Annotated in this window: 25 protein-coding genes, 2 tRNA genes and 1 pseudogene; 17 read left to right on the forward strand and 11 right to left on the reverse strand. The window is 71.4% G+C overall.

Translation table 11 applies throughout. The features are described from left to right. Window position 1: 1 nt before the first annotated feature. Together LTT61_RS24950 and LTT61_RS24955 are read left to right on the forward strand one after the other, a co-directional pair. Window positions 2-463, forward strand: coding sequence for a thioesterase family protein (locus LTT61_RS24950; RefSeq protein ID WP_332909206.1), 462 nt, complete (start codon window positions 2-4; stop codon window positions 461-463). A 4-nt stretch (window positions 464-467) separates the two neighbouring features. Next, window positions 468-1136: a hypothetical protein gene (locus LTT61_RS24955; protein ID WP_233021179.1), complete on the forward strand. Its 669-nt coding sequence runs from the start codon at window positions 468-470 to the stop codon at window positions 1134-1136. A gap of 130 nt (window positions 1137-1266) precedes the next feature. Here the strand turns inward: LTT61_RS24955 and LTT61_RS24960 are convergent, their stop codons facing one another. Further along, the gene (locus LTT61_RS24960) at window positions 1267-1971 is read right to left on the reverse strand and encodes an HNH endonuclease (protein WP_233016471.1); all 705 of its coding nucleotides are present in this window, start codon (window positions 1969-1971) and stop codon (window positions 1267-1269) included. A gap of 242 nt (window positions 1972-2213) precedes the next feature. Between LTT61_RS24960 and LTT61_RS24965 the strand changes: the two genes are divergently transcribed. The 4 genes from LTT61_RS24965 to LTT61_RS24980 are packed head-to-tail and all read left to right on the forward strand — an operon-like array spanning window position 2214 to window position 5002. Further along, window positions 2214-2615 carry a globin gene (locus LTT61_RS24965; protein WP_233016472.1) on the forward strand — a complete coding sequence of 134 codons (402 nt, stop codon included), beginning with the start codon at window positions 2214-2216 and terminating at the stop codon, window positions 2613-2615. A gap of 54 nt (window positions 2616-2669) precedes the next feature. Beyond that, complete coding sequence (locus LTT61_RS24970; RefSeq protein ID WP_233016473.1) at window positions 2670-4253, forward strand: glycoside hydrolase family 13 protein; 1584 nt, start codon at window positions 2670-2672, stop codon at window positions 4251-4253. A 49-nt stretch (window positions 4254-4302) separates the two neighbouring features. Next, on the forward strand, window positions 4303-4551 hold the full coding sequence (locus LTT61_RS24975) for a hypothetical protein (protein WP_233016474.1): 249 nt from the start codon (window positions 4303-4305) through the stop codon (window positions 4549-4551). Beyond that, window positions 4538-5002, forward strand: coding sequence for a DUF5130 domain-containing protein (locus LTT61_RS24980; protein ID WP_233016475.1), 465 nt, complete (start codon window positions 4538-4540; stop codon window positions 5000-5002). Before LTT61_RS24975 ends, LTT61_RS24980 begins: the two co-directional genes overlap by 14 nt. Window positions 5003-5338: 336 nt before the next feature. Here LTT61_RS24980 and pepN read toward each other — a convergent pair whose 3' ends face one another. Beyond that, window positions 5339-7918: an aminopeptidase N gene (pepN, locus tag LTT61_RS24985; protein WP_233016476.1), complete on the reverse strand. Its 2580-nt coding sequence runs from the start codon at window positions 7916-7918 to the stop codon at window positions 5339-5341. Between the two features lie 99 nt (window positions 7919-8017). On the opposite strand from pepN, the gene LTT61_RS24990 reads away from it, so the two are divergent. Next, window positions 8018-8857, forward strand: a complete 840-nt coding sequence (locus tag LTT61_RS24990; RefSeq protein WP_233016477.1) for a phosphoribosylaminoimidazolesuccinocarboxamide synthase — start codon at window positions 8018-8020, stop codon at window positions 8855-8857. Window positions 8858-8891: 34 nt separating this feature from the next. Here the strand turns inward: LTT61_RS24990 and LTT61_RS24995 are convergent, their stop codons facing one another. From LTT61_RS24995 to LTT61_RS25010, 4 genes are all read right to left on the reverse strand, one after another. Then, the gene (locus tag LTT61_RS24995) at window positions 8892-9380 is read right to left on the reverse strand and encodes an NUDIX domain-containing protein (RefSeq protein WP_233016478.1); all 489 of its coding nucleotides are present in this window, start codon (window positions 9378-9380) and stop codon (window positions 8892-8894) included. Beyond that, complete coding sequence (locus LTT61_RS25000; RefSeq protein ID WP_233016479.1) at window positions 9377-10600, reverse strand: RNA polymerase sigma factor; 1224 nt, start codon at window positions 10598-10600, stop codon at window positions 9377-9379. Before LTT61_RS25000 ends, LTT61_RS24995 begins: the two co-directional genes overlap by 4 nt. Then, entirely contained in the window at window positions 10597-10989 is a 393-nt protein-coding gene (locus tag LTT61_RS25005; RefSeq protein ID WP_233016480.1) for a YciI family protein, read from the reverse strand. Before LTT61_RS25005 ends, LTT61_RS25000 begins: the two co-directional genes overlap by 4 nt. A gap of 82 nt (window positions 10990-11071) precedes the next feature. Then, complete coding sequence (locus tag LTT61_RS25010; protein ID WP_233016481.1) at window positions 11072-12307, reverse strand: NAD(P)/FAD-dependent oxidoreductase; 1236 nt, start codon at window positions 12305-12307, stop codon at window positions 11072-11074. 176 nt (window positions 12308-12483) lie between these two features. On the opposite strand from LTT61_RS25010, the gene LTT61_RS25015 reads away from it, so the two are divergent. Next, entirely contained in the window at window positions 12484-13113 is a 630-nt protein-coding gene (locus LTT61_RS25015) for a DsbA family protein (protein WP_233016482.1), read from the forward strand. Window positions 13114-13573: 460 nt separating this feature from the next. Here the strand turns inward: LTT61_RS25015 and LTT61_RS25020 are convergent. Further along, window positions 13574-14452: pseudogene (locus LTT61_RS25020) on the reverse strand (M48 family metallopeptidase); the annotation flags it as partial. Window positions 14453-14527: 75 nt separating this feature from the next. On the opposite strand from LTT61_RS25020, the gene LTT61_RS25025 reads away from it, so the two are divergent. Next, window positions 14528-15001, forward strand: coding sequence for a ribose-5-phosphate isomerase (locus tag LTT61_RS25025; protein ID WP_233016483.1), 474 nt, complete (start codon window positions 14528-14530; stop codon window positions 14999-15001). 4 nt (window positions 15002-15005) lie between these two features. Next, window positions 15006-15806, forward strand: coding sequence for an Fpg/Nei family DNA glycosylase (locus tag LTT61_RS25030; protein ID WP_233016484.1), 801 nt, complete (start codon window positions 15006-15008; stop codon window positions 15804-15806). Here LTT61_RS25030 and LTT61_RS25035 read toward each other — a convergent pair. Then, complete coding sequence (locus LTT61_RS25035; protein ID WP_233016485.1) at window positions 15803-16756, reverse strand: GGDEF domain-containing protein; 954 nt, start codon at window positions 16754-16756, stop codon at window positions 15803-15805. The genes LTT61_RS25030 and LTT61_RS25035 overlap by 4 nt on opposite strands. A 701-nt stretch (window positions 16757-17457) precedes the next feature. Here LTT61_RS25035 and LTT61_RS25040 point away from each other — a divergent pair. After that, window positions 17458-17531 (forward strand) — tRNA-Gly (locus LTT61_RS25040). A 32-nt stretch (window positions 17532-17563) separates the two neighbouring features. After that, window positions 17564-17640, forward strand: a tRNA-Pro gene (locus LTT61_RS25045). Window positions 17641-17734: 94 nt separating this feature from the next. Here LTT61_RS25045 and LTT61_RS25050 read toward each other — a convergent pair. Further along, the gene (locus LTT61_RS25050) at window positions 17735-17932 is read right to left on the reverse strand and encodes a hypothetical protein (protein ID WP_233016486.1); all 198 of its coding nucleotides are present in this window, start codon (window positions 17930-17932) and stop codon (window positions 17735-17737) included. 232 nt (window positions 17933-18164) lie between these two features. Between LTT61_RS25050 and LTT61_RS25055 the strand changes: the two genes are divergently transcribed. The 3 genes from LTT61_RS25055 to LTT61_RS25065 are packed head-to-tail and all read left to right on the forward strand — an operon-like array spanning window position 18165 to window position 20034. Then, window positions 18165-18503 carry a hypothetical protein gene (locus LTT61_RS25055; protein ID WP_233016487.1) on the forward strand — a complete coding sequence of 113 codons (339 nt, stop codon included), beginning with the start codon at window positions 18165-18167 and terminating at the stop codon, window positions 18501-18503. 9 nt (window positions 18504-18512) lie between these two features. Then, window positions 18513-19463 carry a hypothetical protein gene (locus LTT61_RS25060; RefSeq protein WP_233016488.1) on the forward strand — a complete coding sequence of 317 codons (951 nt, stop codon included), beginning with the start codon at window positions 18513-18515 and terminating at the stop codon, window positions 19461-19463. Continuing rightward, window positions 19456-20034: a 2'-5' RNA ligase family protein gene (locus LTT61_RS25065; RefSeq protein WP_233016489.1), complete on the forward strand. Its 579-nt coding sequence runs from the start codon at window positions 19456-19458 to the stop codon at window positions 20032-20034. The genes LTT61_RS25060 and LTT61_RS25065 overlap by 8 nt, the downstream gene beginning before the upstream one ends. Before the next feature lie 8 nt (window positions 20035-20042). On the opposite strand, the gene LTT61_RS25070 is transcribed toward LTT61_RS25065, so the two are convergent. Next, on the reverse strand, window positions 20043-20804 hold the full coding sequence (locus tag LTT61_RS25070) for a hypothetical protein (protein WP_233016490.1): 762 nt from the start codon (window positions 20802-20804) through the stop codon (window positions 20043-20045). 251 nt (window positions 20805-21055) lie between these two features. Next, on the reverse strand, window positions 21056-21244 hold the full coding sequence (locus LTT61_RS25075; protein ID WP_233021328.1) for a hypothetical protein: 189 nt from the start codon (window positions 21242-21244) through the stop codon (window positions 21056-21058). On the opposite strand from LTT61_RS25075, the gene LTT61_RS25080 reads away from it, so the two are divergent. Continuing rightward, complete coding sequence (locus tag LTT61_RS25080) at window positions 21171-21767, forward strand: fasciclin domain-containing protein (RefSeq protein WP_233021180.1); 597 nt, start codon at window positions 21171-21173, stop codon at window positions 21765-21767. The two genes, LTT61_RS25075 and LTT61_RS25080, sit on opposite strands and share 74 nt — an antisense overlap. A 78-nt stretch (window positions 21768-21845) precedes the next feature. Then, window positions 21846-22730: an anti-sigma factor gene (locus tag LTT61_RS25085; protein ID WP_233016491.1), complete on the forward strand. Its 885-nt coding sequence runs from the start codon at window positions 21846-21848 to the stop codon at window positions 22728-22730. The last annotated feature ends 37 nt before the right edge of the window (window positions 22731-22767 follow it).

Genomic DNA, 22767 nt, shown 5'->3' on the forward strand with positions numbered 1-22767 from the left:
TGTGACCATCGTCGACGTACGTGACAGTGTCCGGGGAGCGGGGGCGCTCCCGCTCCGCTTCCACGCGAAGGTGGATATCCGCTGGTCCGATATGGACGTCTTCCAGCACGTGAACCACGCCAGGATGGTCACGCTGCTGGAGGAGGCGCGGATCCCGTGGCTCTTCGAGGACGGCAGGCCGACGGCGGCCATGCGCGAGGGCTGCGTCCTCGCCGACCTGCACGTTCGCTACCGCGGGCAGCTGCGGCACGAGGACACGCCGCTCGATATCGCGATGCGCATCACCCAGCTGCGGGCGGTCGATTTCACCATCGGGTACGAGGTCAGGGCGGCGGGCGCCGCGCCGGACTCCACCCCGGCGGTGACGGCGACGACCCAGATCGCCGCCTTCGACATCAGGACGCAGCGGCTGCGCCGGCTCACCGAGGCAGAGCGCGGCTACCTCGAGGAGTGGATGGAGTGAGCCACTGACCGGGGACCAGCGGGTCCTGCACGTCGCCGACCCGGCGGAGCGGGAGAACCTGGCGACCTTCGCGAACCGGGCGGTCCGGCTGGACCCGGCGGCGGTGATCCGGCTGCGCAGGCGCGGGCCGGAGCTGGTCTCGGCCTGGGCCGCGACCGGCTTCGAGACGCTCGCGGTACGGACGGTTTCCGCCGATCTGGCGCTGGACGACGTGACCGTCTCCGCCGACCTGCTGCTGAACGGGCTCGGCAGCGGGCTGCCGATCGACCTCGGCTACTCGCTCGACTCCGCCTGGCGCGGTGCGCTGCCGCCCGGCGGCGGGTGGGCGCACGTGGACGACGTGCCCGCGCGCACGCTCGTCGAGCTGGCCGAGCGCGGGGTCGAGCTGGCCAGGGAGCACGGGAGCGGGCACGGGCCGCCCGCCTCGCTGCTCGACCAGCCGGTGCTCACCGTCACCGGCGACGGCGCCGAGGTGGCGGTGCCGATGCGGGTGGTCTTCGCACTCACCGCGATGGACTTCATCCCGCATTCCGGGGAGAAGGCGGATCCCCGCCGCATCGCCGCCGACGAGATCGTCCGGGTGCGCAGCACCCGCACCTGGTTCCGCATCGACGCCCGCTATGGATCGGTCGCCCGCAGGCACGGGGGCGGAATCCCGCTCATCGCCAACTGAGCGTCAGGCGACGCCGAACAGGCGGAGCCCGGCGGTGACCCTCGCCGCGGCGAGCACAACCACGAGCAGCGGGGCTCTGCGCGAGGCCGGGACGCCGACGACCGCGACACCGCAGGGCAGCACACCCGACTCAGGCGGCGCCCTCGCCGAGGTACTGCAGCCACTGCGGGTCCAGCTCCGCTGTGGTGGAGAGCAACCGCCAGTGCGGCCCCTTCGGCGAGACCAGCGGGGCACGAAGCACCCAGCCCAGCTCGCTGAGCATCTTGTCGGCCTTGCGGTGGTTGCACGGCGCGCAGCTGGCCACGCAGTTCTCCCACGAGTGCTCGCCGCCGCGGCTGCGCGGGATCACGTGGTCGATGGTCTCGGCCTTGCCGCCGCAGTAGCCGCAGCGGTAGCGGTCGCGGTGCATGAGCGCGGCCCGCGTCATCGGGACCCGGGCGCGGTAGGGGACGCGCACGTAGGTGCGCAGCCGGATCACCGACGGCACGGCGACAGCGGCCTCGGCGGAGTGCACTACCGGGTTCTCCGGGTCCTGGTGCACCGGGTCGGCCTTGCCGCAGATGAGCAGCACGACGGCGCGCCGGGCGGAGAGCGCGGTGAGCGGCTCGAAGGTGGCGTTCAGCAGCAGCACCCGGCGCTTCAACCAACTGGGAGCCTCGGGCGGCGGGGCCGATCGCAGGACCGGCACGTGGCCGGTGGGGTGGTGCGAACCCGGATATCGGTCGGACAGAATGTGCAGCGGAGTAGCCCCCGACCCACGATTGTGGACGTCGGCGGGCTGGAGTTGTCGGTGCCCACGCGCCTCGGGTGACCGGGCGCTGTGCCGCTGCTTCATCGGGAGACCTCGATTTCATGATTGGCAGGATCATGTGTTATCTCGGCTGAGACTGCCCCCCAGTTGACCACGGTTCCCCCTGGATTGCACGGTGATTTCGAGCAATCTCCGGTTAACGGCGGCTGAATCACACGGGGCGGGGAACTCGGTATCCCTGGCTCCGGCCCGTGGCGGCGCGGTCGCCGGGCAGGCGGCAGAATGGAGCCGCGGAACCGCACCCAGACCAGCCCCCGAGAGGACCCATGACTTCCGGCGAGCAAGCGACGTCGTTCTACGAGGAGATCGGCGGAGCCGAGACGTTCCGGCGGATCCTGACGACCTTCTACCGCGAGGTGGCGGTCGACCCGGTGCTCCGGCCGCTGTACCCGGAGGAGGATCTCGGCCCGGCCGAGCGCAGGCTGCGGATGTTCCTCGAGCAGTACTGGGGCGGCCCGCGCACCTACTCCGACGAGCGCGGCCACCCCAGGCTGCGGATGCGGCACATGCCGTACAGCATCGGCCCGATCGAGCGGGACGCCTGGCTGCGCTGCATGCGCACTGCGGTCGCGGAGATCGAACCCGAGGTCCTGGACGACGCGCACCGCGCGAAGCTCCTCGACTACCTGGAGATGGCGGCGAATTCGCTGATGAACGCGACGTGGTGAGCGGCATGGTGCCGCGCCGGGCGTAATGCCCGTTTGTTCGGGCAGTATGACGGCATGACCGTTTCCCCCGCAGAGTCCACGCCCTGGTGGAAGTCGGCCGTCTTCTACCAGGTGTACCCGCGCTCGTTCGCCGACTCGAACGGTGACGGGGTCGGCGATCTCGGCGGCATCCGGGAGCGCCTCGGCTACCTGGAGCAGCTCGGGGTCGACGCGCTCTGGATCTGCCCGGTGATGCGCTCACCGATGGCCGACGGCGGCTACGACGTGGCCGACCCGCGCGACATCGACCCGCTCTTCGGCGGCCTGCCCGCGATGGACGAGCTGATCGCGGCGGCGCACGAGCGCGGCATCCGGGTCACCATGGACCTGGTCCCGAACCACACCAGCAGCGAGCACGCCTGGTTCCGGGCGGCGCTGGCCGCCGGGCCTGGCAGCCCCGAGCGGGCCCGCTACATCTTCCGCGACGGCAGGGGCGCCGACGGCTCCGAGCCGCCGAACAACTGGCCGAGCATCTTCCGCGGCCCGGCCTGGACCAGGATCGTGGAGCCGGACGGCAGGCCGGGGCAGTGGTACCTGCACATCTTCGCCGCCGAGCAGCCCGACCTGAACTGGGAGAACGCCGACGTCGTCGCCGACTTCGAGCAGACCCTGCGGTTCTGGCTGGACCGCGGCGTCGACGGCTTCCGGATCGACGTCGCGCACGGCATGGCCAAGCCGCCCGGGCTGCCGGACATGGCCAAGGTGGATACCAAGATGCTCGTCCACGACGACCACGACCCGCGCTTCAACAACCCGGGCGTGCACGACATCCATCGGCGCATCCGCAAGGTGATCGACGAGTACCCCGGCGCGGTGAGCATCGGCGAGGTCTGGGTGGACGACAACGTCCGCTTCGGCGAGTACGTGCGCCCGGACGAGCTGCACCTTGCCTTCAACTTCCGGCTCGCCGAGACCTCCTTCGAGGCCGCCGACATCCGCGACGCGGTGGAGAACTCGCTGGCCGCGGTTGCCCCGGTCGGGGCGACCCCCACCTGGACGCTCTCCAACCACGACATCGACCGCGAGGTCAGCCGGTACGGCGGCGGGGCGCCCGGCGTCGCGCGGGCGCGGGCGATGGCGCTGCTCGAGCTCGCGCTGCCCGGCGTGGTCTTCGTCTACAACGGCGCCGAGCTCGGGCTGCCCAACGTGGACGACCTGCCGGACGAGGTGCTGCAGGACCCGGTCTGGGAGCGCTCCGGGCACACCGAGCGCGGCCGCGACGGGTGCCGGGTGCCGCTGCCCTGGTCCGGTGCCGCGCCGCCGTTCGGCTTCACCGACGGCGAGCAGAGCTGGCTGCCGATCCCCGCGGCGTGGGCGGATCGCACCGTCGAGGCGCAGCTGGCGCAGCCCGGCTCCGTGCTCGCGTTCTACCGCGCCGCGCTCGAGCTGCGCCGTAGCAGGCCGGAGTTCGCGGCCGACGGGCTGGAGTGGCTCGACGGCCACGCCGACACCGTCACGGTGCGCAGGCCGGGCGGGCTGACCTGCGTACTGAACGCCTCGAACGCCCCGATCGCGCTGCCGACGGGCGAGCTGCTGCTGGCCAGCGGGCCGCTCGCGGACGGCGCGCTGCCGCCGGATACCGCCGCCTGGCTGGTCTGACGGTGGGTCGGAGGAAGAACTACTACACAGGATCGGATATCTTGGAGCCGTGAGCATTCTCGAGACTGTGCTGATTTTCGGCGGCGTTCCGCTGGTGATCTACGGTGCGATCGCCGGCCTGTCGTACCTCGGCAAGCCGCTGCCCGGCGAGAAGCCGGCGCGCTACGAACTCGGTCAGCCGTGGACGGGTGAGCCGGTGCTGTGGAGTGCCACCGACGAGGTGATCGGGCACGGGCACCACGGTGGGCACGGTGCCGCCGCGGAACTGATCGGAGGCCGGGCAAGTGGCAAGTTCTAAGTGGCCCGCGGTGGTCGAGACCGACCTGCCGCACGGGTACGCGCTGACCAGCAGCGGCCGGGTCTCCGGAGTGCACGAGCCTGGCACCGAGTTCCGGCGGGCGCCGTTCTCCGACCACGAGCTGGTCGCCTTGGACAACGCGCTCATCGAGGGGACAAGGGCCACCGGGGTCCGGTTCACCGTCTTCATCGGTGACCTCGGCGGCGATCCGGCGGCGGGCGCGGACGCGCTGCTCCCGACCGTCCCCGACCCGGAGCGAGCCGTGCTCATCGCGGTCTCGCCCAACGACCGCGCCATCGAGGTGCGCTCCGGGCACGACATCGAGGACCGGGCCAACGACCGGGTCTGCCAGCTCGGCGTCACCGCCGCCTCCAGCTCGTTCCGCCAGGGGCAGCTGATCGACGGTCTCGTCTCCGCCGTCCGAGTCATGGCGGCGGCCATCGGCCGCTGACGCGGCCGTGTCCTTCGGCGCTACCGCGCCGGGCAGGTTCCGCGCTGGCGCGGCGGGAAGTTCTGCGCTGGCGCGCCGCGAGGTTCTGCGCTGGCGCGCCGCGAGGTTCTGCGCTGGCGCGCCGCGAGGGTTCCCCTCTGGCACGGGGGAGGGTTCGGCGCTGGCGCACTGGAAGGTTCTGCGCCGGCACGGGCGAGGTTCCGCGCGGGCGCAGTAGACGTCTCGGCTGAGCGTTCTCGTGGCGCTCACCGGCTGGCCGGCGGTCGGCCTAAACTGCGCGGCAGCATTCTCTCGCGTCCGGCGCGGTCCCGTTCGGGACCGCGCCGGACGCGTTTTCTACTCCCGGTCGAAGGCGCGGGCGCGCAGGGCGCGCTCGACACCGGCTTTGCCCTCGCTGACCAGCCGGTACAGCGCGGGCGGGTGATCACCCGCGAGGAACTCGTCCGCCTTGGCGACCGCCTCCTCGGTGATCACCCAGGACGGGTACAGCCCCACCACGACGGTCTGCGCGACCTCGCTGGAGCGCCGCTCCCACACCCGCGCGATATCGCCGAAGTAGCGGTCGAGGTACGGCGCGACCAGCTCGCCCTGCCCGGTCGGCGCGAACCCGCCGACGATGGCGCGCGCGGTGATGTTCGGCACCGCGTCGTCCTCCATGACGGTCGCCCACGCCTGCGCCTTGACCTCGGCGATCGGCCGCGCCGCCGCGGCGGCCGCCGCCTGCCGCTTGCCCGCCGCGGTCGGGTCGCCCGCCAGCTCCTTGTCGATGGCGGGCGATTCGGTGCCGTCGGCGTCGAGCTCGCCCGCCGCGGCCAGCGCCGCCACGATTCGCCAGCGCAGATCGGTGTCGACCAGCAGCCCGGGCAGCCCGACCCCGGCCGGATCGCCGTCGAGCAGCTCGCGCAGCACCTCGGTGTGCCAGGCGGAGAGCCGCGCCGCGGCCAGCGCGTTGACGAAGGCGAGCTGGTGGTCCGAGCCGGCCTCGGCCTCGCGCGCCAGCTCCAGCAGCCGGTTGGCGAAGTCCGGCCAGCCGGTGCTGCTCGCCCACTCCGGCTCGGCGTAGGAGGCCAGCGTGGCGTGCGCCTGCATGAGCAGCCGCTGCACCACGCCGATCTCGGACTCCGCGCCGACCCCGCGCTGCACCAGCGCGACGAAATCGCGGGCCTTGAACTCGGCCTGCCTGGTCATCTCCCAGGCCGCGGACCAGGCCAGCGTGCGCGGCAGCGGCTCGGCGATATCGGCGATCCGGTTGACGAGCACGTCCAGCGAATCCGGGTCCAGCCGCACCGAGCAGTAGGTCAGGTCGTCATCGTTGACCAGCACGAACTTGCCGCGCGGGACGCCGATCAGCTGCGGCACCCCGGTGCGCTCGGCGGCCTCCAGATCCAGCTCGATCCGGGTGGTACGGACCAGCTTGCCGTCCTGCTCGTCGTAGACGCCGACGGCGAGCCGGTGCACCCGCTGCTCGCCCGCGCCCGGCGCGGCGCCCTCCTGCACCACCGCGAACGAGGTGAAGGCGCCGTCCGCGCCGACCTCGAACTCCGGTCGCAGGATGTTCAGCCCGGTGGTCTTGAGCCACTGCGCGCCCCAGCCGGAGAGATCGCGCCCGGACGACTTCTCCAGCGCGGCCAGCAGGTCACCGAAGGTGGCGTTGCCGTAGGCGTGGTCGGCGAAGTAGGCGCGCAGCCCGGCCAGGAACGGCTCCAGCCCGACGTAGGCGACCAGCTGCTTGAGCACGCTGGCGCCCTTGGCGTAGGTGATGCCGTCGAAGTTGACCTCGACCGCGGCCAGGTCGGGGATGTCGGCGGCGATCGGGTGCGTCGACGGCAGCTGGTCCTGCCGGTACGCCCAGGACTTCTCGACGTTGGCGAAGGTGGTCCAGGCGCTGGTGTACTCGGTCGCCTCGGCCTGGCAGAGCACCGAGGCGAAGGTGGCGAACGACTCGTTCAGCCACAGGTCGTCCCACCACTTCATGGTGACCAGGTCGCCGAACCACATGTGCGCCATCTCGTGCAGCACGGTCTCGGCGCGGCGCTCGTAGGAGGCCCTGGTCACCTTGGAGCGGAAGACGTAGTCCTCGAGGAAGGTGACGGCGCCCGCGTTCTCCATGGCGCCCGCGTTGAACTCGGGCACGAAGAGCTGGTCGTACTTGCCGAAGGCGTAGGGGACGCCGAAGTTGCTGTGATAGAAGGCGAAACCCTGCTTGGTCTCGGTGAAGAGCCGCTCGGCGTCCATGAACTCGGCGAGCGAGGAGCGGCAGTAGATGCCGAGCGGGATGGTGCCGTGCTCGTCGGTGTAGGCATCGGTCCACTGCGCGTACGGCCCGGCGATCAGCGCCACCAGGTAGGTGCTCAGCCGCGGCGTGGTGGCGAAGACATGGGTGCCGGGCGCGGCGCTCTCCCGCGCGGCGCCCGCGCCGTTGGAGATGACCTGCCAGTCGGTGGGGGCGGTGACCGTGACGTCGAAGGTGGCCTTGAGGTCCGGCTGGTCGAAGCAGGCGAACATGCGCTTGGCATCGGCCGTCTCGAACTGCGAGTACAGGTAGACGCTGCCGTCGGTCGGGTCGACGAAGCGGTGCAGCCCCTCGCCGGTGTGCGAGTACTCGCAGTCGGCCTCGACCACCAGCTCGTTGCGCTCGGCCAGGTCGGTCAGCGCGATGCCGGCGGACTCGTCGTAGCCGCTGACGTCGAGCGCGGTGCCGTTCAGCACGGCGGAGCGCACCGAGCGGGCCACGATGTCGACGAAGGTGCTCGCACCCGGGGTCGCGGTGAAGGTGATCACGGTGTGGGAGCGGAAGGTTCCCTCGCCCGGTTTGCCCGCGCCGTCGGTCAGGTCGAGGTCGATGCGGTAGTTCTCGACCTGCACCACCGCGGCGCGCTCGATCGCCTGGTCGCGTGTCAGGTTGGGTGCGGACACAGTGCTCCTTCTGGGTTCGGGTGACTGCAACGATGCCACTGTCTGTAGTTTTCACCCTACGAAATAAGGTGTTGTCCACAACCTGCGACGGAGGTCCGAGTGAAGCACGTGCACGCCGGAAAGGTCAGGGACCTGTACGAGGACGGCGACACCCTGCTGCTCGTCGCCTCCGATCGGGTCTCGGTCTACGACGTGTCACTGCCCACCCCGATCCCGGAGAAGGGCGCGCTGCTCACGCAGCTCTCGAACTGGTGGTTCGAGTTCTTCGGCGACATCCCGAACCACGTGCTCTCCACCACCGACGTCCCCGCCGAGTTCGCCGGGCGCGCCATCCGGGTGCAGCCGCTGCGCATGGTCCAGGTCGAGTGCATCGCCCGCGGCTACCTGGTCGGCATGGGGCTGCGCGAGTACCAGCGCGACGGCGCCGTCTCCGGCGTGCGGCTCCCCGCCGGGCTGCGCGAGGGCGATCGGCTGCCCGAGCCGATCTTCACCCCGACCACCAAGATCTCCGATACCGGGCACGACGAGTTCCTCACCTTCGCCGAGGTGGTCGACCAGGAGGGCCGCGAGGTCGCCGAGCGGCTCCGCGACCTGACCCTGGAGATCTACTCCCGCGGCGCCGCGCACGCCGCCGAGCACGGCGTGATCGTGGCCGACACCAAGGTCGAGTTCGGCTGGGACGGCGACGTGCTCACCCTCGGCGACGAGGTGCTGACCTCGGACTCGTCCCGCTTCTGGCCCGCCGCGGAGTGGGAGCCGGGGCGCCCGCAGCGCTCGTTCGACAAGCAGTTCGTGCGCGACTGGGCCACCTCGACCGGGTGGGACAGGGAGCCGCCCGGGCCGGAGATCCCGGCCGATATTGTCGAGGCGACGCGGGCCAGGTATGTGCAGGCGTACGAACTGGTCACCGGCCGCGCCTGGGCCGGCGTCCCGGTCTGACCGGCACCGCGGCCCGCGCGCCGCGGGGCCGGGATCAGCCCGGCTCGCCGCCCAGGTGCCGCGCGAGCCGGTCCAGGAACGGCCGCGGCCCGGAGCCGAGCTTCTCCCGTGCGGTCGCCAGGTCGAACCACTCCACCCGATCCAGCTCGGGGAACGCGGTGATCTTCCCCGAGCGCGGCGGCCACTCCAGGTCGAAGGTGCCCGGCACGATCGCCGCCGGATCCAGCTCGCCGCGCACCGCCCAGGCCGTCAGGTTCTTGTGGTTGCGTCCGCTGCGGTAGCGCACCGCGCCGAGCGAGCTCCATTCGCCCTCCGGCACCGGAAGCCCCAGCTCCTCGGTGAACTCCCGCGCGGCGGCGGCCTGCGCGTCCTCGCCGTCCGGGTCGTACTCACCCTTGGGCAGCGTCCAGGCGCTCGCGTCCTTCTTCGCCCAGAAGGGCCCGCCCATGTGCCCGAGCAGCACCTCGGTGACCGCCTCCGACTCCCGGTACAGCAGCACGCCCGCGCTGAACGTTTCGCTCACGGTCCAGCAGTATGCCGCAGCCGGGCGGCGCGCAGCGTGAGGTAGTCGCGCTCGGGTGTGCTCGTGGTCGCCGCCGCGGCCGCGTCGTAGTGCGCGACGGCGGCCGCGGTGTCACCGGCGATCTCGCGCAGGTGCCCGCGCACCGCGTCCAGCCGGTGGCTGCTGGCGAAGGCCGCCGCCAGCCCATCGGTCGCCGCCAGCCCGGCGGCCGGGCCGTGCACCATGGCCACCGCGACCGCGCGGTTCAGCGTGACCACCGGGCTCGGCGCCACCCGCTCCAGCACGGTGTAGAGCGCGAGGATCCCCGCCCAGTCGGTCTCCTCGACCCGCAGCGCCTGCGCGTGCAGCGCCGCCACGGCCGCCTGGATCCGGTACGGCCCGCCCAGCCCGGCGCCGATCGCCGCGGTCGCCAGCCGGACGCCCTCGCCGATCATGGCGCGATCCCAGCGCCCGCGGTCCTGCTCGGTGAGCGGGATCAGCTCGCCGTGCGGCCCGGTGCGCGCACCCCGCCTGGCATCGGTGAGCAGCAGCAGCGCGAGCAACCCGGTGACCTCGGGGTCGTCCGGCAGCAGCCGGTGCAGGGCGCGGGTCAGCCGGACCGCCTCGGCGGCCAGATCGGGGCGGTCCAGCTCGGCGCCCGCGCTGGCGGTGTGGCCCTCGGTGAAGATCACGTACAGCACCCGGAGCACCGGCTCCAGCCGCTCCCGCCGGGCCGCGGGGTCCGGCCGGACGAACGGCAGCCCGGCGAGCCGCTTCTTCGCGCGCGAGATGCGCTGCGCCATCGTCGCCTCCGGCACCAGGAAGGCGGCGGCGATCGCCCTGGTCTCCAGGCCGCCGACGGCGCGCAGGGTGAGCGCGACGGCCGCCGCCTCCGGCAGCGCCGGGTGGCAGCAGAGCACGTACATGGCGAGGGTGTCGTCGCGGGCGGGCACCTCGGCGTCGGTGACCTCCCGGTCGAAGACGGCCTCCTCGCGCCTGCGCCTGGCGACCTCGGCGCGCACGGCATCCACCAGCCGCCGCTGGGCGACCTGGAGCAGCCAGCCGCGCGGATTGTCCGGCAGCCCCTCGTCCGGCCACTGGGTCGCGGCGGCGATCAGCGCCTCCTGCACCGCGTCCTCGGCGGCGCCGAAATCGCCGGATCGCCGGGCGAGCACCCCGAGCACCTGCGGGGCGAGCTCGCGCAGCAGCAGTTCGAGCTCGGGCGGCTGCCCCGCCCTCACTGCCCGGCGGACATCACGGCGCGCACCTCGATGAACTCGCCGATCGGCGCACCGCCCGGCCCCGGCGCGGCCGACATCAGCGCGGCGATCTCCACCGCGCGCTCCCGGCTCGCCACGTCGACCACCAGGTACCCGGCCAGGAATTCCTTCGTCTCCGGAAACGGCCCGTCGGTGACCACCGGCGCGGTGCGCCCGTCCGAGTGCACCACCAGCGCCTGCTCCGGCCCGGCCAGCCCCTGCGCGTCGACCAGCTCGCCCGTGGCGGCCAGCTGCGCGCCGAGCGTGCGCTGGAAGTCGATGTGCGCGGCGATGTCCGCCGGGTCCCACCCGGACAGCGCGGTGCCGCAGTAGGCGGCGGGGGAGTGCGATTTCAACAGCATGTACTTCACGGTTCGCTCCTCGGTGCGGGCGCCCGGCGGGCGCGCTCACAGCATGGTCGGAGCCGATCGCGCCCGCTCGACACGGTTCGGGTCACAGCTCGGCGGCGGTGTCGGCCAGCCGCTCCGGATCGACCGGCTCGCCCGCGGCGACGAGCTCGCGGATCCGGTCGGTGACGTCCCAGACGTTGACGTTCATCCCGGCCAGCACCCGGTTCTCGCCGTCCAGCCAGAAGGCGACGAACTCCCTGGCCCGGGTGTCCCCGCGGACCACGACCCGCTCGGCGGCGCCGCGCGCGACGTAGCCGGTGTACTCCATGCCGAGGTCGTACTGGTCGGTGAAGAAGTACGGGATCCGATCGTAGCTCGCCTCCCGGCCGAGCATGGTCTTCGCCGCGACCCCGGGCTGGTTCAGCGCGGTCGCCCAGTGTTCCACCCGGATCCGGCCGCCGAGCACGGGGTGCTGCTGCTCGGCGATATCGCCGACCGCGACGATGTCCGGGTCGCTGGTGCTCAGGTGCTCGTCGACCAGGACGCCCCCGTCGGTGTCGAGCCCGGCCGCCTCGGCCAGCCCGATCTCCGGGACGGCGCCGACCGCGATCAGCACGGCATCGGCCTCGATCTCCGTGCCGTCGTCGAGCCGCAGCCCGGTCGCGACGGTGATCGCGCCTGCGTCCCGGGTGGTGATCTCCGCGACGCCGGTGTTCAGCCGCAGGTCGACGTCGTGCTCGCGGTGCAGTTCGGCGAAGACCGCCCCCATCTCCGGGCCGAGCACGCCGAGCAGCGGCTGCTCCGCGTTCTCCACGACGGTCACCGCGACGCCCGCGTTGCGCGCCGCCGCCGCCACCTCCAGCCCGATCCAGCCCGCGCCGATCACCGCGAGCCGCCGGGTGCCGCCGGCGAAGAGCTCGCGCAGCGTGTCGGAGTCGTCGATGGTGCGCAGCGTGTAGACGTTCGGGGCGTCCGCGCCCGGCAGGTCGAGGGTGCGCGGGCGGGAGCCGGTGGCCAGCGCGAGCTTGTCGTAGGCGAGCGTGGACCCGTCCGGCAGCGTGACGGTGTGCGCGGCCGGGTCGATCGCGCGCACCTCGGTGCCGAGCAGCAGCTCGACCCGGTGGTCGCGGTACCAGGCCTCCGGCGCGACGGTGAACTCGGCGAACGGCTTGTCGCCCGCCAGGTGTTCCTTGGAGAGCGGCGGGCGCTCGTAGGGCAGCTGCTCCTCCGCCCCGATCACCGTGATCAGGCCGTCGAAATCGTTGTCCCGCAGCGCCTTCGCCACACCCGCACCGCCGAGACCTGCGCCGACGACGATGAAACGACGATCCGAGGTCATGACGGACTCCTCACGGTGGAAGGGCCTGGCGGCGACCCCGCCCACCCTAGTGCCGGTCGCCGCGCGCGAGCCGGGGAATCGCGGCGCGGTTCGGGAACGATTCGCCACCCGGGGTGGTTGCTGCTGGAGAGGGTGGCGCGCGCCACCGCGACCGAAGCTGTGGAAGGACTCCGACCGTGAGCAAGGATGTTGCCGACTTCTGGTTCGACCCGCTGTGCCCGTGGTGCTGGATCACCTCGCGCTGGATCCTCGAGGTGGAGCAGGTGCGCGATATCGACGCCCGCTTCCACGTCATGAGCCTCGCGGTGCTCAACGAGGGCAAGGACCTGCCCGAGGAGTACCGCGAGATGATGAAGAGCGCGTGGGGGCCGGTCCGGGTGGCGATCGCCGCCGCGCAGAAGCACGGCGACGAGATCCTGCCCGACCTCTACACCGCGCTCGGCTCCCGCATCCACAACCGCAAGGACGAGTACGAGCGCGAGACCCGCGAGGAGTCGCTGGCCGCCGTGATCGCCGACTCGCTCGCCGAGCTGGGGTTGCCCGCCGAGCTCGCCGAGGCGGCCGGGAGCACCGAGTACGACGAGGCGCTGCGCGCCAGCCACCACGCGGGCATGGACAAGGTCGGTGACGACGTCGGCACGCCGACCATCCACATCAACGGCGTCGCCTTCTTCGGCCCGGTGCTCTCCCGCATCCCGCGCGGCGAGGACGCGGGCAAGGTCTGGGACGGCGCCGTCGCGCTCGCCTCCTACCCGCACTTCTTCGAGCTCAAGCGGAGCAGGCACGAGGGGCCCGAGTTCGACTGAGCGGCGGGTTCCGGTTCGCCGGGGCCGCGGGGTGCGGCCCGTGGAGCCGCAGTCAGTCGTGCGGACCCGCGCCGCCGGGGCCGGTGTTTCCCGTCGTGCCGGAGCCGGGCGGACCCGCGCCGTCCGGGCCGGTGTTCCCCGGCGTGCCGGGATCGGCTGATCCGCCGTCGCCGACGCTGCCGGGAGCCGCGGGCGCGCCGGGGCGCCACTGCGCCGTCGCGCCGAAATCCCCGTACCCCGCACCGGAGGGCGGCGTTCCGCCCTGGCCCCACGGCGGCACGGCGCTCCACGACGGTCCCGTTGCGTACGGGTTTCCGTACGGGCTCGCGCCCCCGTAGGGGGTCCCCGGCCCCCGGCCATACGGCTGAGCCCCGGTGCTGTACTGCCCGGCTCCCGTCTCATACGGCGCCCCCGCTCCGTAGGGCGCGTCCCCCTTGCCCAGCGGCACCGCACCGTACGGCGGCGGATACGGCCCCGCCCCGTACGGCGGCTGCACCGGCGCCGCCGGCCACCAGAACAACTTCCCGTGCCTGCTCCGATCCCGCAGCGCCCACATCCGCCAGGTCAGCACCGGGTGCGAGGAGAGCGCGTTCACCAGCCAGATGAAGAACGCCCGCTCCGAGGCGGCTCGATCCGCCATCTCGTCGAACCGCACCGACGAGTTCAGGTACTTGCCCGCGCCGAGCGTGCCCATCGCCCCCGCCGCCCCGGTGTGCCGGTTGCAGTACCCGTGGTTGTCCGCGGTGTACTCCTGCGCGCGGATCAGCGCGGAGCCGAGCAGCGGCAGGAACGGCGCGAGGAACATGCCGAGCTGCCGCCAGTAGGAGACGTGCCCGGCCGCGATGTGCCCGACCTCGTGCCCGATGATGAACGCCAGCCCGTCCGGCTCCCGCGCCGCGCCGCCGATCTCGAACAGATCGCTGTACACCACCACGTACCGCCGGAACCCGTGCCCGGAGGCGAAGGCGTTGATCTGCCCGTTGCCGAGCAGCACGTACGCCTCCGGCGCTTGTTTCATCCCGAACCGCGCCGCGGCCTCCTGCACCAGGCGGTAGCCATCGGGGAACTGGGTCGGCGACATCTTGACCGCGCCGACCCGCTGCGACGCGTAGTTCACGCCGCGCCCGAACCACACCACGATCGGCGCCCCGGCGATCAGCAGCACGTACTGGTTGACGCTGCCCGCCACCAGCACGGCGAGCGCGATCAGATACCCGATGACGGTCACCACGATCACCACCACCAGCAGCGGGATCTCCCAGGTGTGCCTGGCGGGCAGGCCGAAGGGCGAGAGCCCGCGCGGCGCGGGCGCTGACGGCGGCGGATGGTACGGCTGCATGCGAAGAACTCTAGGCAGGAACGGCCCGACCCGCCCCCGTGCGGCCGCGGAAACGCGCCTGACACAATCGCTGCCATGCGCGTATACCTGGGTGCCGACCATGCCGGCTTCGAGCTGAAGAACACCGTGAAGGCCCACCTCGAGCAGGCGGGGCACGACGTCGTCGACTGCGGCGCCCTGGAGTACGACGCGCTCGACGACTACCCCGCGTTCTGCATCGAGGCGGCGCGGCGCACCGTGGCCGATCCGGGCAGCCTCGGCCTGGTCTTCGGCGGCAGCGGCAACGGCGAGCAGATCGCCGCGAACAAGGTGCCCGGCGCCCGCTGCGCCCTCGGTTGGAGCGTCGAGACCGCGCAGCTCGCCCGCCAGCACAACAACGCCCAGCTCATCGGCATCGGCGGCCGCATGCACTCGGCGGAGGAGGCGCTGGCCATCGTGGACGCCTTCGTCAGCACCCCGTGGTCGGACGAGGAGCGGCACCAGCGCCGGATCGACATCCTGGCCGAGTACGAGAAGACCGGCGTTCCGCCGGCGCTGCCCGCCTCCTGACCCCGTGCCGGAGGGCCACACCCTGCACCGGCTCGCGAAGCTGCACCGGACGCGCTATGCCGGTGCGCCGGTGCGGGTCCGGAGCCCGCAGGGCCGCTTCGCCGCCGGTGCGGCGCTGGTCGACGGCCAGGTGCTGACCCGCGCCGAGGCGTACGGCAAGCACCTGCTGCACCACTACGAGTCCGGCCTCGCCGTGCACGTGCACCTGGGGCTGTACGGCGTCTTCACCGAGGTGCCGCTGCCGATGGGCGAGCCGACCGGCCAGGTGCGGATGCGCATGGTCGGCGCCGCCGGGTTCGGCACCGACCTGCGCGGCCCGACCGCCTGCGAGGTACTGAACCGGGCCGAGGTCGCCGCGCTCGCCGACCGGCTCGGCCCCGACCCACTGCGCCGCGGCGCCGACCCGGCCCGCGCGCTGGACCGAATCCACCGCTCGCGCAGGCCGATCGGCGCGCTGCTGATGGATCAGAGGGTGGTCGCCGGGATCGGCAACATCTACCGCGCGGAGCTGCTCTTCCGGCACGGCGTCTCGCCCTTCCGCCCCGGCGCCGAGCTGGGCGCGCAGGAGTGGGCGGCCATGTGGACGGATCTGGTCGCGCTCATGCGGGTCGGGGTGCGAGTCGGCAAGATCGTCGTCATCCGCCCCGGGGACGACCACGGCGCCCCCGCCTACGGCCCGAACCGGCCGCGCACCTACGTCTACCGCAGGCAGGGCGAGCCCTGCCGGATCTGCGCGACCCCCATCGCGCACGCCGTGCTCGAGGCGCGAAATCTGTTCTGGTGCCCCGGATGCCAGCCCGGCTAGCCGGCGACGGCGGTGCCGAGGTCGTTGCCGCCGGCATCCGCAGGGGCGTAGCGCCGCCCGCCCGCGGTCTTCGCCGAGTACATGGCGCCGTCCGCGCGGCTCAGCAGCTCGGTGAAGTCGCACGGGGTGCCCGGCAGGTTGTAGGCGGTGCCGACGCTCGCCGAGACCGGAACCGGGCCTGCGCTGGACCACACCGGTTCGCGCAGCGCGCCGACGATCACGGTCGCGAGCTCGGTGAGCGCGGACGGCGTGACGCTGCCGGCCAGCACGAATTCGTCGCCGCCGTACCGGCAGATGATCATCTCCGGGGTGCTCACCTCGCGCAGCCTGCGGGAGAGCGCGACCAGGACCTCGTCACCCACCGCGTGGCCGTAGCCGTCGTTGATCTGCTTGAAGCGGTCCAGGTCGACGACGAGCACACCGATGCCCTTGCTGCGGTCGGCCGCGATGGCGCGGACCCGGTCCAATAGCAAAGTGCGATTGGCGAGATCGGTCAATGCGTCGTGCGTCGCCTCGTGCCGCAGCCGGTGCTGCAGCGCGGCGATCTCGCGCATCCGATGCGACGTCTTGGCTTCTTGCTTCTCCTTCTCCTGGGCGAGCGCGCGTTCCTGCAGCGTCGCCGCATAGCTGTCGATGGCCTGGCTGGCAACCAGCGGCCAGCGCGTCGCGACCAGGGAACCCGGTGTGCCCGACGGGAAGCCGAGCAGCCAGCGGGTGGCCTGGGCGAGCATGCGCGTGCGTTCGAAGGGCTCCTCGGCCAGGATGGCGCCGAGCCTGCGCGCCTCCCGCACCGGGAACGGCTCCGACCCGGCCAGGTACAGCAGCCGCTGGATGATCTCGGTCAGCTTCGGTTCGACCTGGCGCACGGTCGTGCTCGACCCCGGCTCGGCGCAGATCGCCTGCGCCCATGCCCTGGCCATGACGGCGACCGGTGGCTCGAAGGTCGACATCGAGATCACCGGCGATGGGTGACGTGGAAGCCCGTGCCACAGGTACCTGCGTCACCCCGATAGAGCCCACTGCTATGCGGTCGGGTCCACCGAGTTCGGTGCACGCTCACCGCCCCCTTTCCAGATACCCCCGTCCGGCAAAAAGGATCCTAGCAAGCCACTCGGCACCGAAAAACGCCACTTGACAATGGTTGTCGGGGTTCACGGCACCGCGTAATGGCGATGGGGAGAGTATGACACCGCCGTGACCTCCGCGTGACATAAGAGCCTATTGTTCGCTGCTCGATCGCGGCCGGCGGTTCGCGCTTCCTCACCCGGCGGAGCGCGCCCCGCCGCCCCCGGGTGTGCGGAGTGCGCCACCGCCATCGACCGCACGGGGTGCGCGCGCCGGGCTCCGCCCCCGGCGACGTGCGCGGAACTCCCCATGCTTCCCCTGCCGATCACGCTCCGACGATGCTGGCCGACCCGCTCCGGCGCCGCCGGATCGGGTCGTGCCTCCATGTTTGCTCGCATTGCCCGAAACCGCCTCGATTTCCGGGAACATACTGCTGTTTATTTTTCGGAGCCCGCCCGATGCCCGCCCGCCCGTCAACCCCCCTGACGCGGCTGCCGCCGCACCCGTGATTGGCGCAAGCGGTCCGCCGTTCGGTACAGTCGGCTCGCACACGACATCGTGGCGATCCCATTGATGTCGTATGCCTGCGGGTGTAGTTCAATGGTAGAACCTCAGCCTTCCAAGCTGATGGTGCGGGTTCGATTCCCGTCACCCGCTCCACGGACGGACCCCTCGGCGCCCGCCCGAGGTCACGGGGTGTGGCGCAGCTTGGTAGCGCATCCGCTTTGGGAGCGGAGGGTCGCAGGTTCAAATCCTGTCACCCCGACCATCATTGGCGCAGTTCTGTCCTGGTCAGGCATGGCCATCCCTGGCTGAGGGAGGTCGGTAGCGATCGGTGGCACGCGCTCTTCCTCCGAACCTTCTCAATCCCAGAGTTCGGCGCACGGCAGTGGCGGTAGGTCGGCTCGCAAATCGTCGTCCACGGTAATGACCAAATCCTGGCAACTTCGCCTCAGCTGGGCAGCGACATCGGAGATTTGTTCGGCATCGGCCGCGTAGTTCAGCTCGAGGGGGCCGAACTCGACGCGGATGTGGCGGTGTCGTGGGGCGGTGTCGCCCATGACGAGTTCCTTGCGCAGGCATCGGAAGGTGCATCCGGCACCGAGGGCGGTAGCCACCGACCCCGACGATGTCTGCGGGATCGATGCGCCGAGGCGTCGGCGTCAGCCCGGTGCCGGATGCAGCTTCGACATTGCCGCACAACACGTTTCGGGCGATAGAGAGCTGTGGTGGGGTACGGTCTGCGTTGCGTGGGTGTTCATCCTGTCCAGTGCCGGTTTGTGAGGTGGGGCGATGATGCGAGGGCGTGAATGGACCGGATTCGAGGCGGTCGCCTTGCAGGAGGCGATGCGTCACTCGATTCGGGAGTTCGCCGCGCTGCTCGGCATCGAAACGACCACGATCAACAATTGGCGTTCCGGACTGAGTGCGGTCACGCCCCGATCGAAGATTCAGTCCATTCTCGATACGACCTATGGGCAGCGCGCCACGGCCGAAGACCGCGCTCGCTTCGCGGAGATCGTCGGTGAGGGTGAAGTAGCGTGGCGTGCGAGGCATCGCCGTATGCCGTCTGCGAATGCGAGTGCGAGTGCCGAAAAAGCAGTGGATGGTGGCCGCGGCATCTCGGAATAACTGCTCAGCGTGCTCGGCCGCCTGCAGAAGTTGAGCCGGTCGATCGACCCCGATGTCATCGAAGGTATTCGAAACAGCACCTACCGCACGATCGCGGGGTACGAGACGCTCGCTCCGGCCGCATTGCTGCCTGCTCTGCGGAAGCAGCGAACTTGGCTCGAGGGGCTCCTCGATGAATGCGGTGACCAACGACAGCGAATCGAGTTGTTCGAGATTGCCTGCCACACGTCGGGGCTTCTGGCCTACACCGCGGTCGGCTGCGATAACTTCCCGCTGGCCAGGGCATATTCTGAGGAGGCATTTCAGCTGGGGGACTACGCGGAGTCCGGGAACCTTCGAGCATGGGTGCGAGGAATTCAGAGTTTCTGTGAGTACTACGCCGGTAGCTATGAGCGGGCTTCGGCCTTCGCCGAGGATGGGCTGATTCACGCAGCGGGCGGACCGCAGAGTGCGCGGTTGGCGGCGAATGGTGTCGCGCGGGCGAAAGGGCGGCTCGGCGATGCCCAAGGAGTACACCGCGCTATCGGCGCGGCCTTCGGTCACCGGTGGGCTGAAGAATCGGCCGATTCACCATCCAGTATCTGTCTCGGCAGCTACAGCCCGTCGCAGGTCGCCGGCAATGCCGCGACCGCCTACCTGTCGTTATTACATCCGGAACGGGTGGAGCGATACGCGACCCAGGCGTTGACGGAGATGAGTCCGGACGATTCGCCGTGGGGGCGTTCGCTCATTCTGATCGATGTCGCACGGGCTCAGGTGCTCGGTGAATCGGCTGATCTGGAGGCGGCTGCGCACTACCTACGCGAAGCGCTCGAACCTGCTCGGGGCGTGCCGATGCTACAGGTTCGGCATCGCGGTGCGGAGTTCCTCCGGGATGCCACGGGCAGGTGGGGTGAGGTTCCCGAGCTTCGAGCACTCGAAGAGGTCTTGGCGACCGGTAGCGGTGCGTCGGATGGGTAGCGCACCCGAGCGATACGGCCGCGCTGAATCGCTGGGCCATTATTGGTTTCTGACCTTCGAGCACCAGCGGAATCTCCACAGATTGGCCGAAAAGTGTCGGCGGATTGCGAACGAGGCGCACTTCGCTCCGACCCCCACGGCCTGGCTGCACCTCACCCTGGATCGCATTGCGCGCTGCGGCGAAAGCACACGGGAACAACTCGAAGCCATCGCCGCGAGCGCGGAACATCTCTGCCGGAATTTCGCTCCGTTGGAGTTGACAATCGACCGAACCATCGACCTTCACGGCGCACTCGGCTTCGCCGTCGCACCCGGGGACCGGGTAACTGCCCTGCGCGACGCGATCCGGACAGCGACGCTGTCGGTACTCCCGGACGCGCCTGTGCGCGACTCGTCGTCCCCGCCGCACATCACGATCGCCTACCCGAAATCCGAAGGGCAGAGCCTCCGCGCCGGGGAGTGTGAGCGCATCACATTTCCGGTGACGGAGGTCGCCTTGGTGGCGCTGGAGCACCGGGACTTCTCGTACCGGTGGGATGTCGTCACCCGGGTCGGGCTGGGCCGCGGATAGGGACGGGATCAGACGCGGTTCAACTCGTACAACCGCGATCCGCCCGCGTCGTAGACCACCAGGTGGTCGGCGGCGACGAACTCGACTCCGTAGTGCGAACTGTCCGCGGACTGCCGGACCACCAGCGCGTAGCGCCCGGCGGGATCGGGGGCGATGGCGAGGGTGCAATCGGCGGCGGTGCCGAAGCCGGTGCAGGTGCCGCCGTTGGTGGTGAAGATCTTGGGGGCGGTGCCGTCGGAGGGGGTCCAGGTGCCGATGAGGGCGTCGGGGCCCGCTTTGCCGGTGCCGGCGGGGCCGGTGGCGGTGGAACTCGGCGGAGCGGATTCGGTGGTGGGGAGATCGCTGCCGCTGATCAGGCCGATGACTCCGGCGACGAGGACGATCGCGGTGGCGACGAGCGCGGCGGCGACGGCGGGGCGGGTGCGGGCCTGAACCAGGAGCCTGGTGCGGAGTCCAGGGGCGGGGAGGGGGGCGGGACTGCCCGCGGCGGCGCGCAGGGCGGCGGCGAAGGCGGGGTCGGCGCGGATGGTGTCGGCGATGGTGCGGACGGCGTCGGCCCTGGTGCGGCCGGTGACGGCGCCGCGCTCGGTCCCCGCCTCGACCAGGAGCCGCTCGACCGTCTCGCTGCCGCCGAGCCGGGCGACGACGACGGCGTGCACCCGGTCCATCGCGCGATCGAGAGCCTCGCCGGTGAACCCGGACGGGGCCAGCCGCCGGTCCCTGCCCGCCGCCCAGGCGATCAGCAGGCCGACGACGATCTCTGGTCCCATTGACGTCCTCCCGATGCGGTCCCGAACCCACATCGTGTGCGGCGCGCCGCGCGCCCGGTATCCATCGAACTCTCGATACCGCCCGCCCGCGGGCGAGCATCGGGCCGGTGCCGATCCAAGCGGGCTCCCGCCCCGAATTCGATGGGGGAGGGTTGCGCGGTTATGCGTCGACTGTGCATCGATTAACGAGGAATCGCCGGGAATCTCGGGAAAAACCCATCCATCCGTCGCAGTAGCGCGAACTCAGTGCATCAATCAAAGTACGGCTCGGTGCGTGGGCCGTCCCGGAAGATGTGGATGACGATGATCCGAACGAAGCAACGAACAGTACTGGTCGCGTCGATGCTGACGGCCGCGGTGCTGGGGATGTCGGCCTGCTCGGACGACTCCTCGGATTCGGCGTCCTCGACGTCGACGTCGGCGCGCTCCTCCTCGGCCATGACGACCACGACGGGTGCGATGAACGCCGGCGCGAACCCGGTCGGCCCGGGCTGCGCGGAGTACGCCGCGCAGGTGCCGAGCGGCGCGGGCTCGGTGTCGGGGATGGCGCAGGACCCGGTCGCCACCGCCGCCTCGAACAACCCGCTGCTCAAGACGCTGACGCAGGCGGTCTCCGGGCAGCTGAACCCGCAGGTGAACCTGGTGGACACGCTGAACGGCGGGCAGTTCACCGTGTTCGCGCCGGTCGACTCGGCCTTCGCCAAGATCGACCCGGCCACCATCGAGTCGCTGAAGACCGACTCGGCGACGCTGACCAAGATCCTCACCTACCACGTGGTGCCGACCCAGGTCGCGCCGGACGCCATCGCGGGCACGCACACCACGGTCGAGGGGCAGACGCTGACCGTCACCGGCACCCCCGACAACCTGAAGGTGAACGACGCCGGGGTGATCTGTGGCGGCGTCAAGACCGCGAACGCCACGGTCTACCTGATCGACACCGTGCTCATGCCGCCTGCCTGATCAGGCGAACACCGGGAAGCACGGGTCGGATCGGCCCGTGCTTCCCTGCCGTGCAGGCGCTGGACGACTGGAGCTTCGATGAGCGACCCGGAGCCGGCCCGGCCGGACCTCCTCGACCTGGCGTACCCGTACGCGCTGGACGCGGTCGCCGAGATCGAGCGCAGGCACATCGATGACCGGCTGCGCGCCGCCGATGCGGCGACCGCCGCCGAGTTCACCGCGCTGGTGCACGGGGTGCACGAGGCCATGGCGGCGGTCAGCGCGCTCGATGCGCGGCGGCCACCCGCCCATGTGGAGCACGCGGTGCTGCGCGCCATCGATGCGGCGATGAGCGGTGCCGTGCGCACCGCGACCGATGCCGCAGGCACGTCGGCGAGCGAACTCCGCGTAGCCGCGGCGAGCGAACTGCGCGTGGCCGCGGTGGGCGACGTCGCGAAGCGGCGATGCCGTGCCGACTCTCGGCGGCGGCTCGGGGCCGCGACCCCGCACCGCCCGACCGGGGCGCAACGGCTCGGCACCTCGACATTCCTCCCGATCGCGGCGGCCGCCGCGCTGGCCGTGCTGGCCGGGCTCGGCGCCGCGATCCTGCTGCGGCAGCAGGAATCCACCCCGCCGGCGGCGCTGCGCGCGGACACCGTGCTCGGCCAGCCCGACGTCAGGGGCCGGGCCGCCGAACTGCCCGCCGGCGGCACCCTCACGGTCACCTCGTCGGCGCGGCTCGGCGCCGCCACCGTCTCCTTCGCGGCGCTGCCGGAGCCGCCCGCCGGGCACTGCTACCAGATGTGGCTGCTCGCCGCGGACGGCACGCCGCGCTCGGTGGGGGTGATGGAGCACGCGCCCACGCCGGGGTCGAACGTGGTGCTGCGCACCGGGGCCGATGACGCGCTCGCGGTGACCGTCGAACCGGCACACGGCTCCGCGCTGCCGACCGGTATCCCGCTGGTGCGCATTCCGCTGGCCTGAATCGCCCCCGTGTCGGCGCCGATGCCGGACCGTAACC

It is taken from the genome of Nocardia asteroides, from assembly GCF_021183625.1.
GTDB lineage: Bacteria > Actinomycetota > Actinomycetes > Mycobacteriales > Mycobacteriaceae > Nocardia > Nocardia asteroides_A.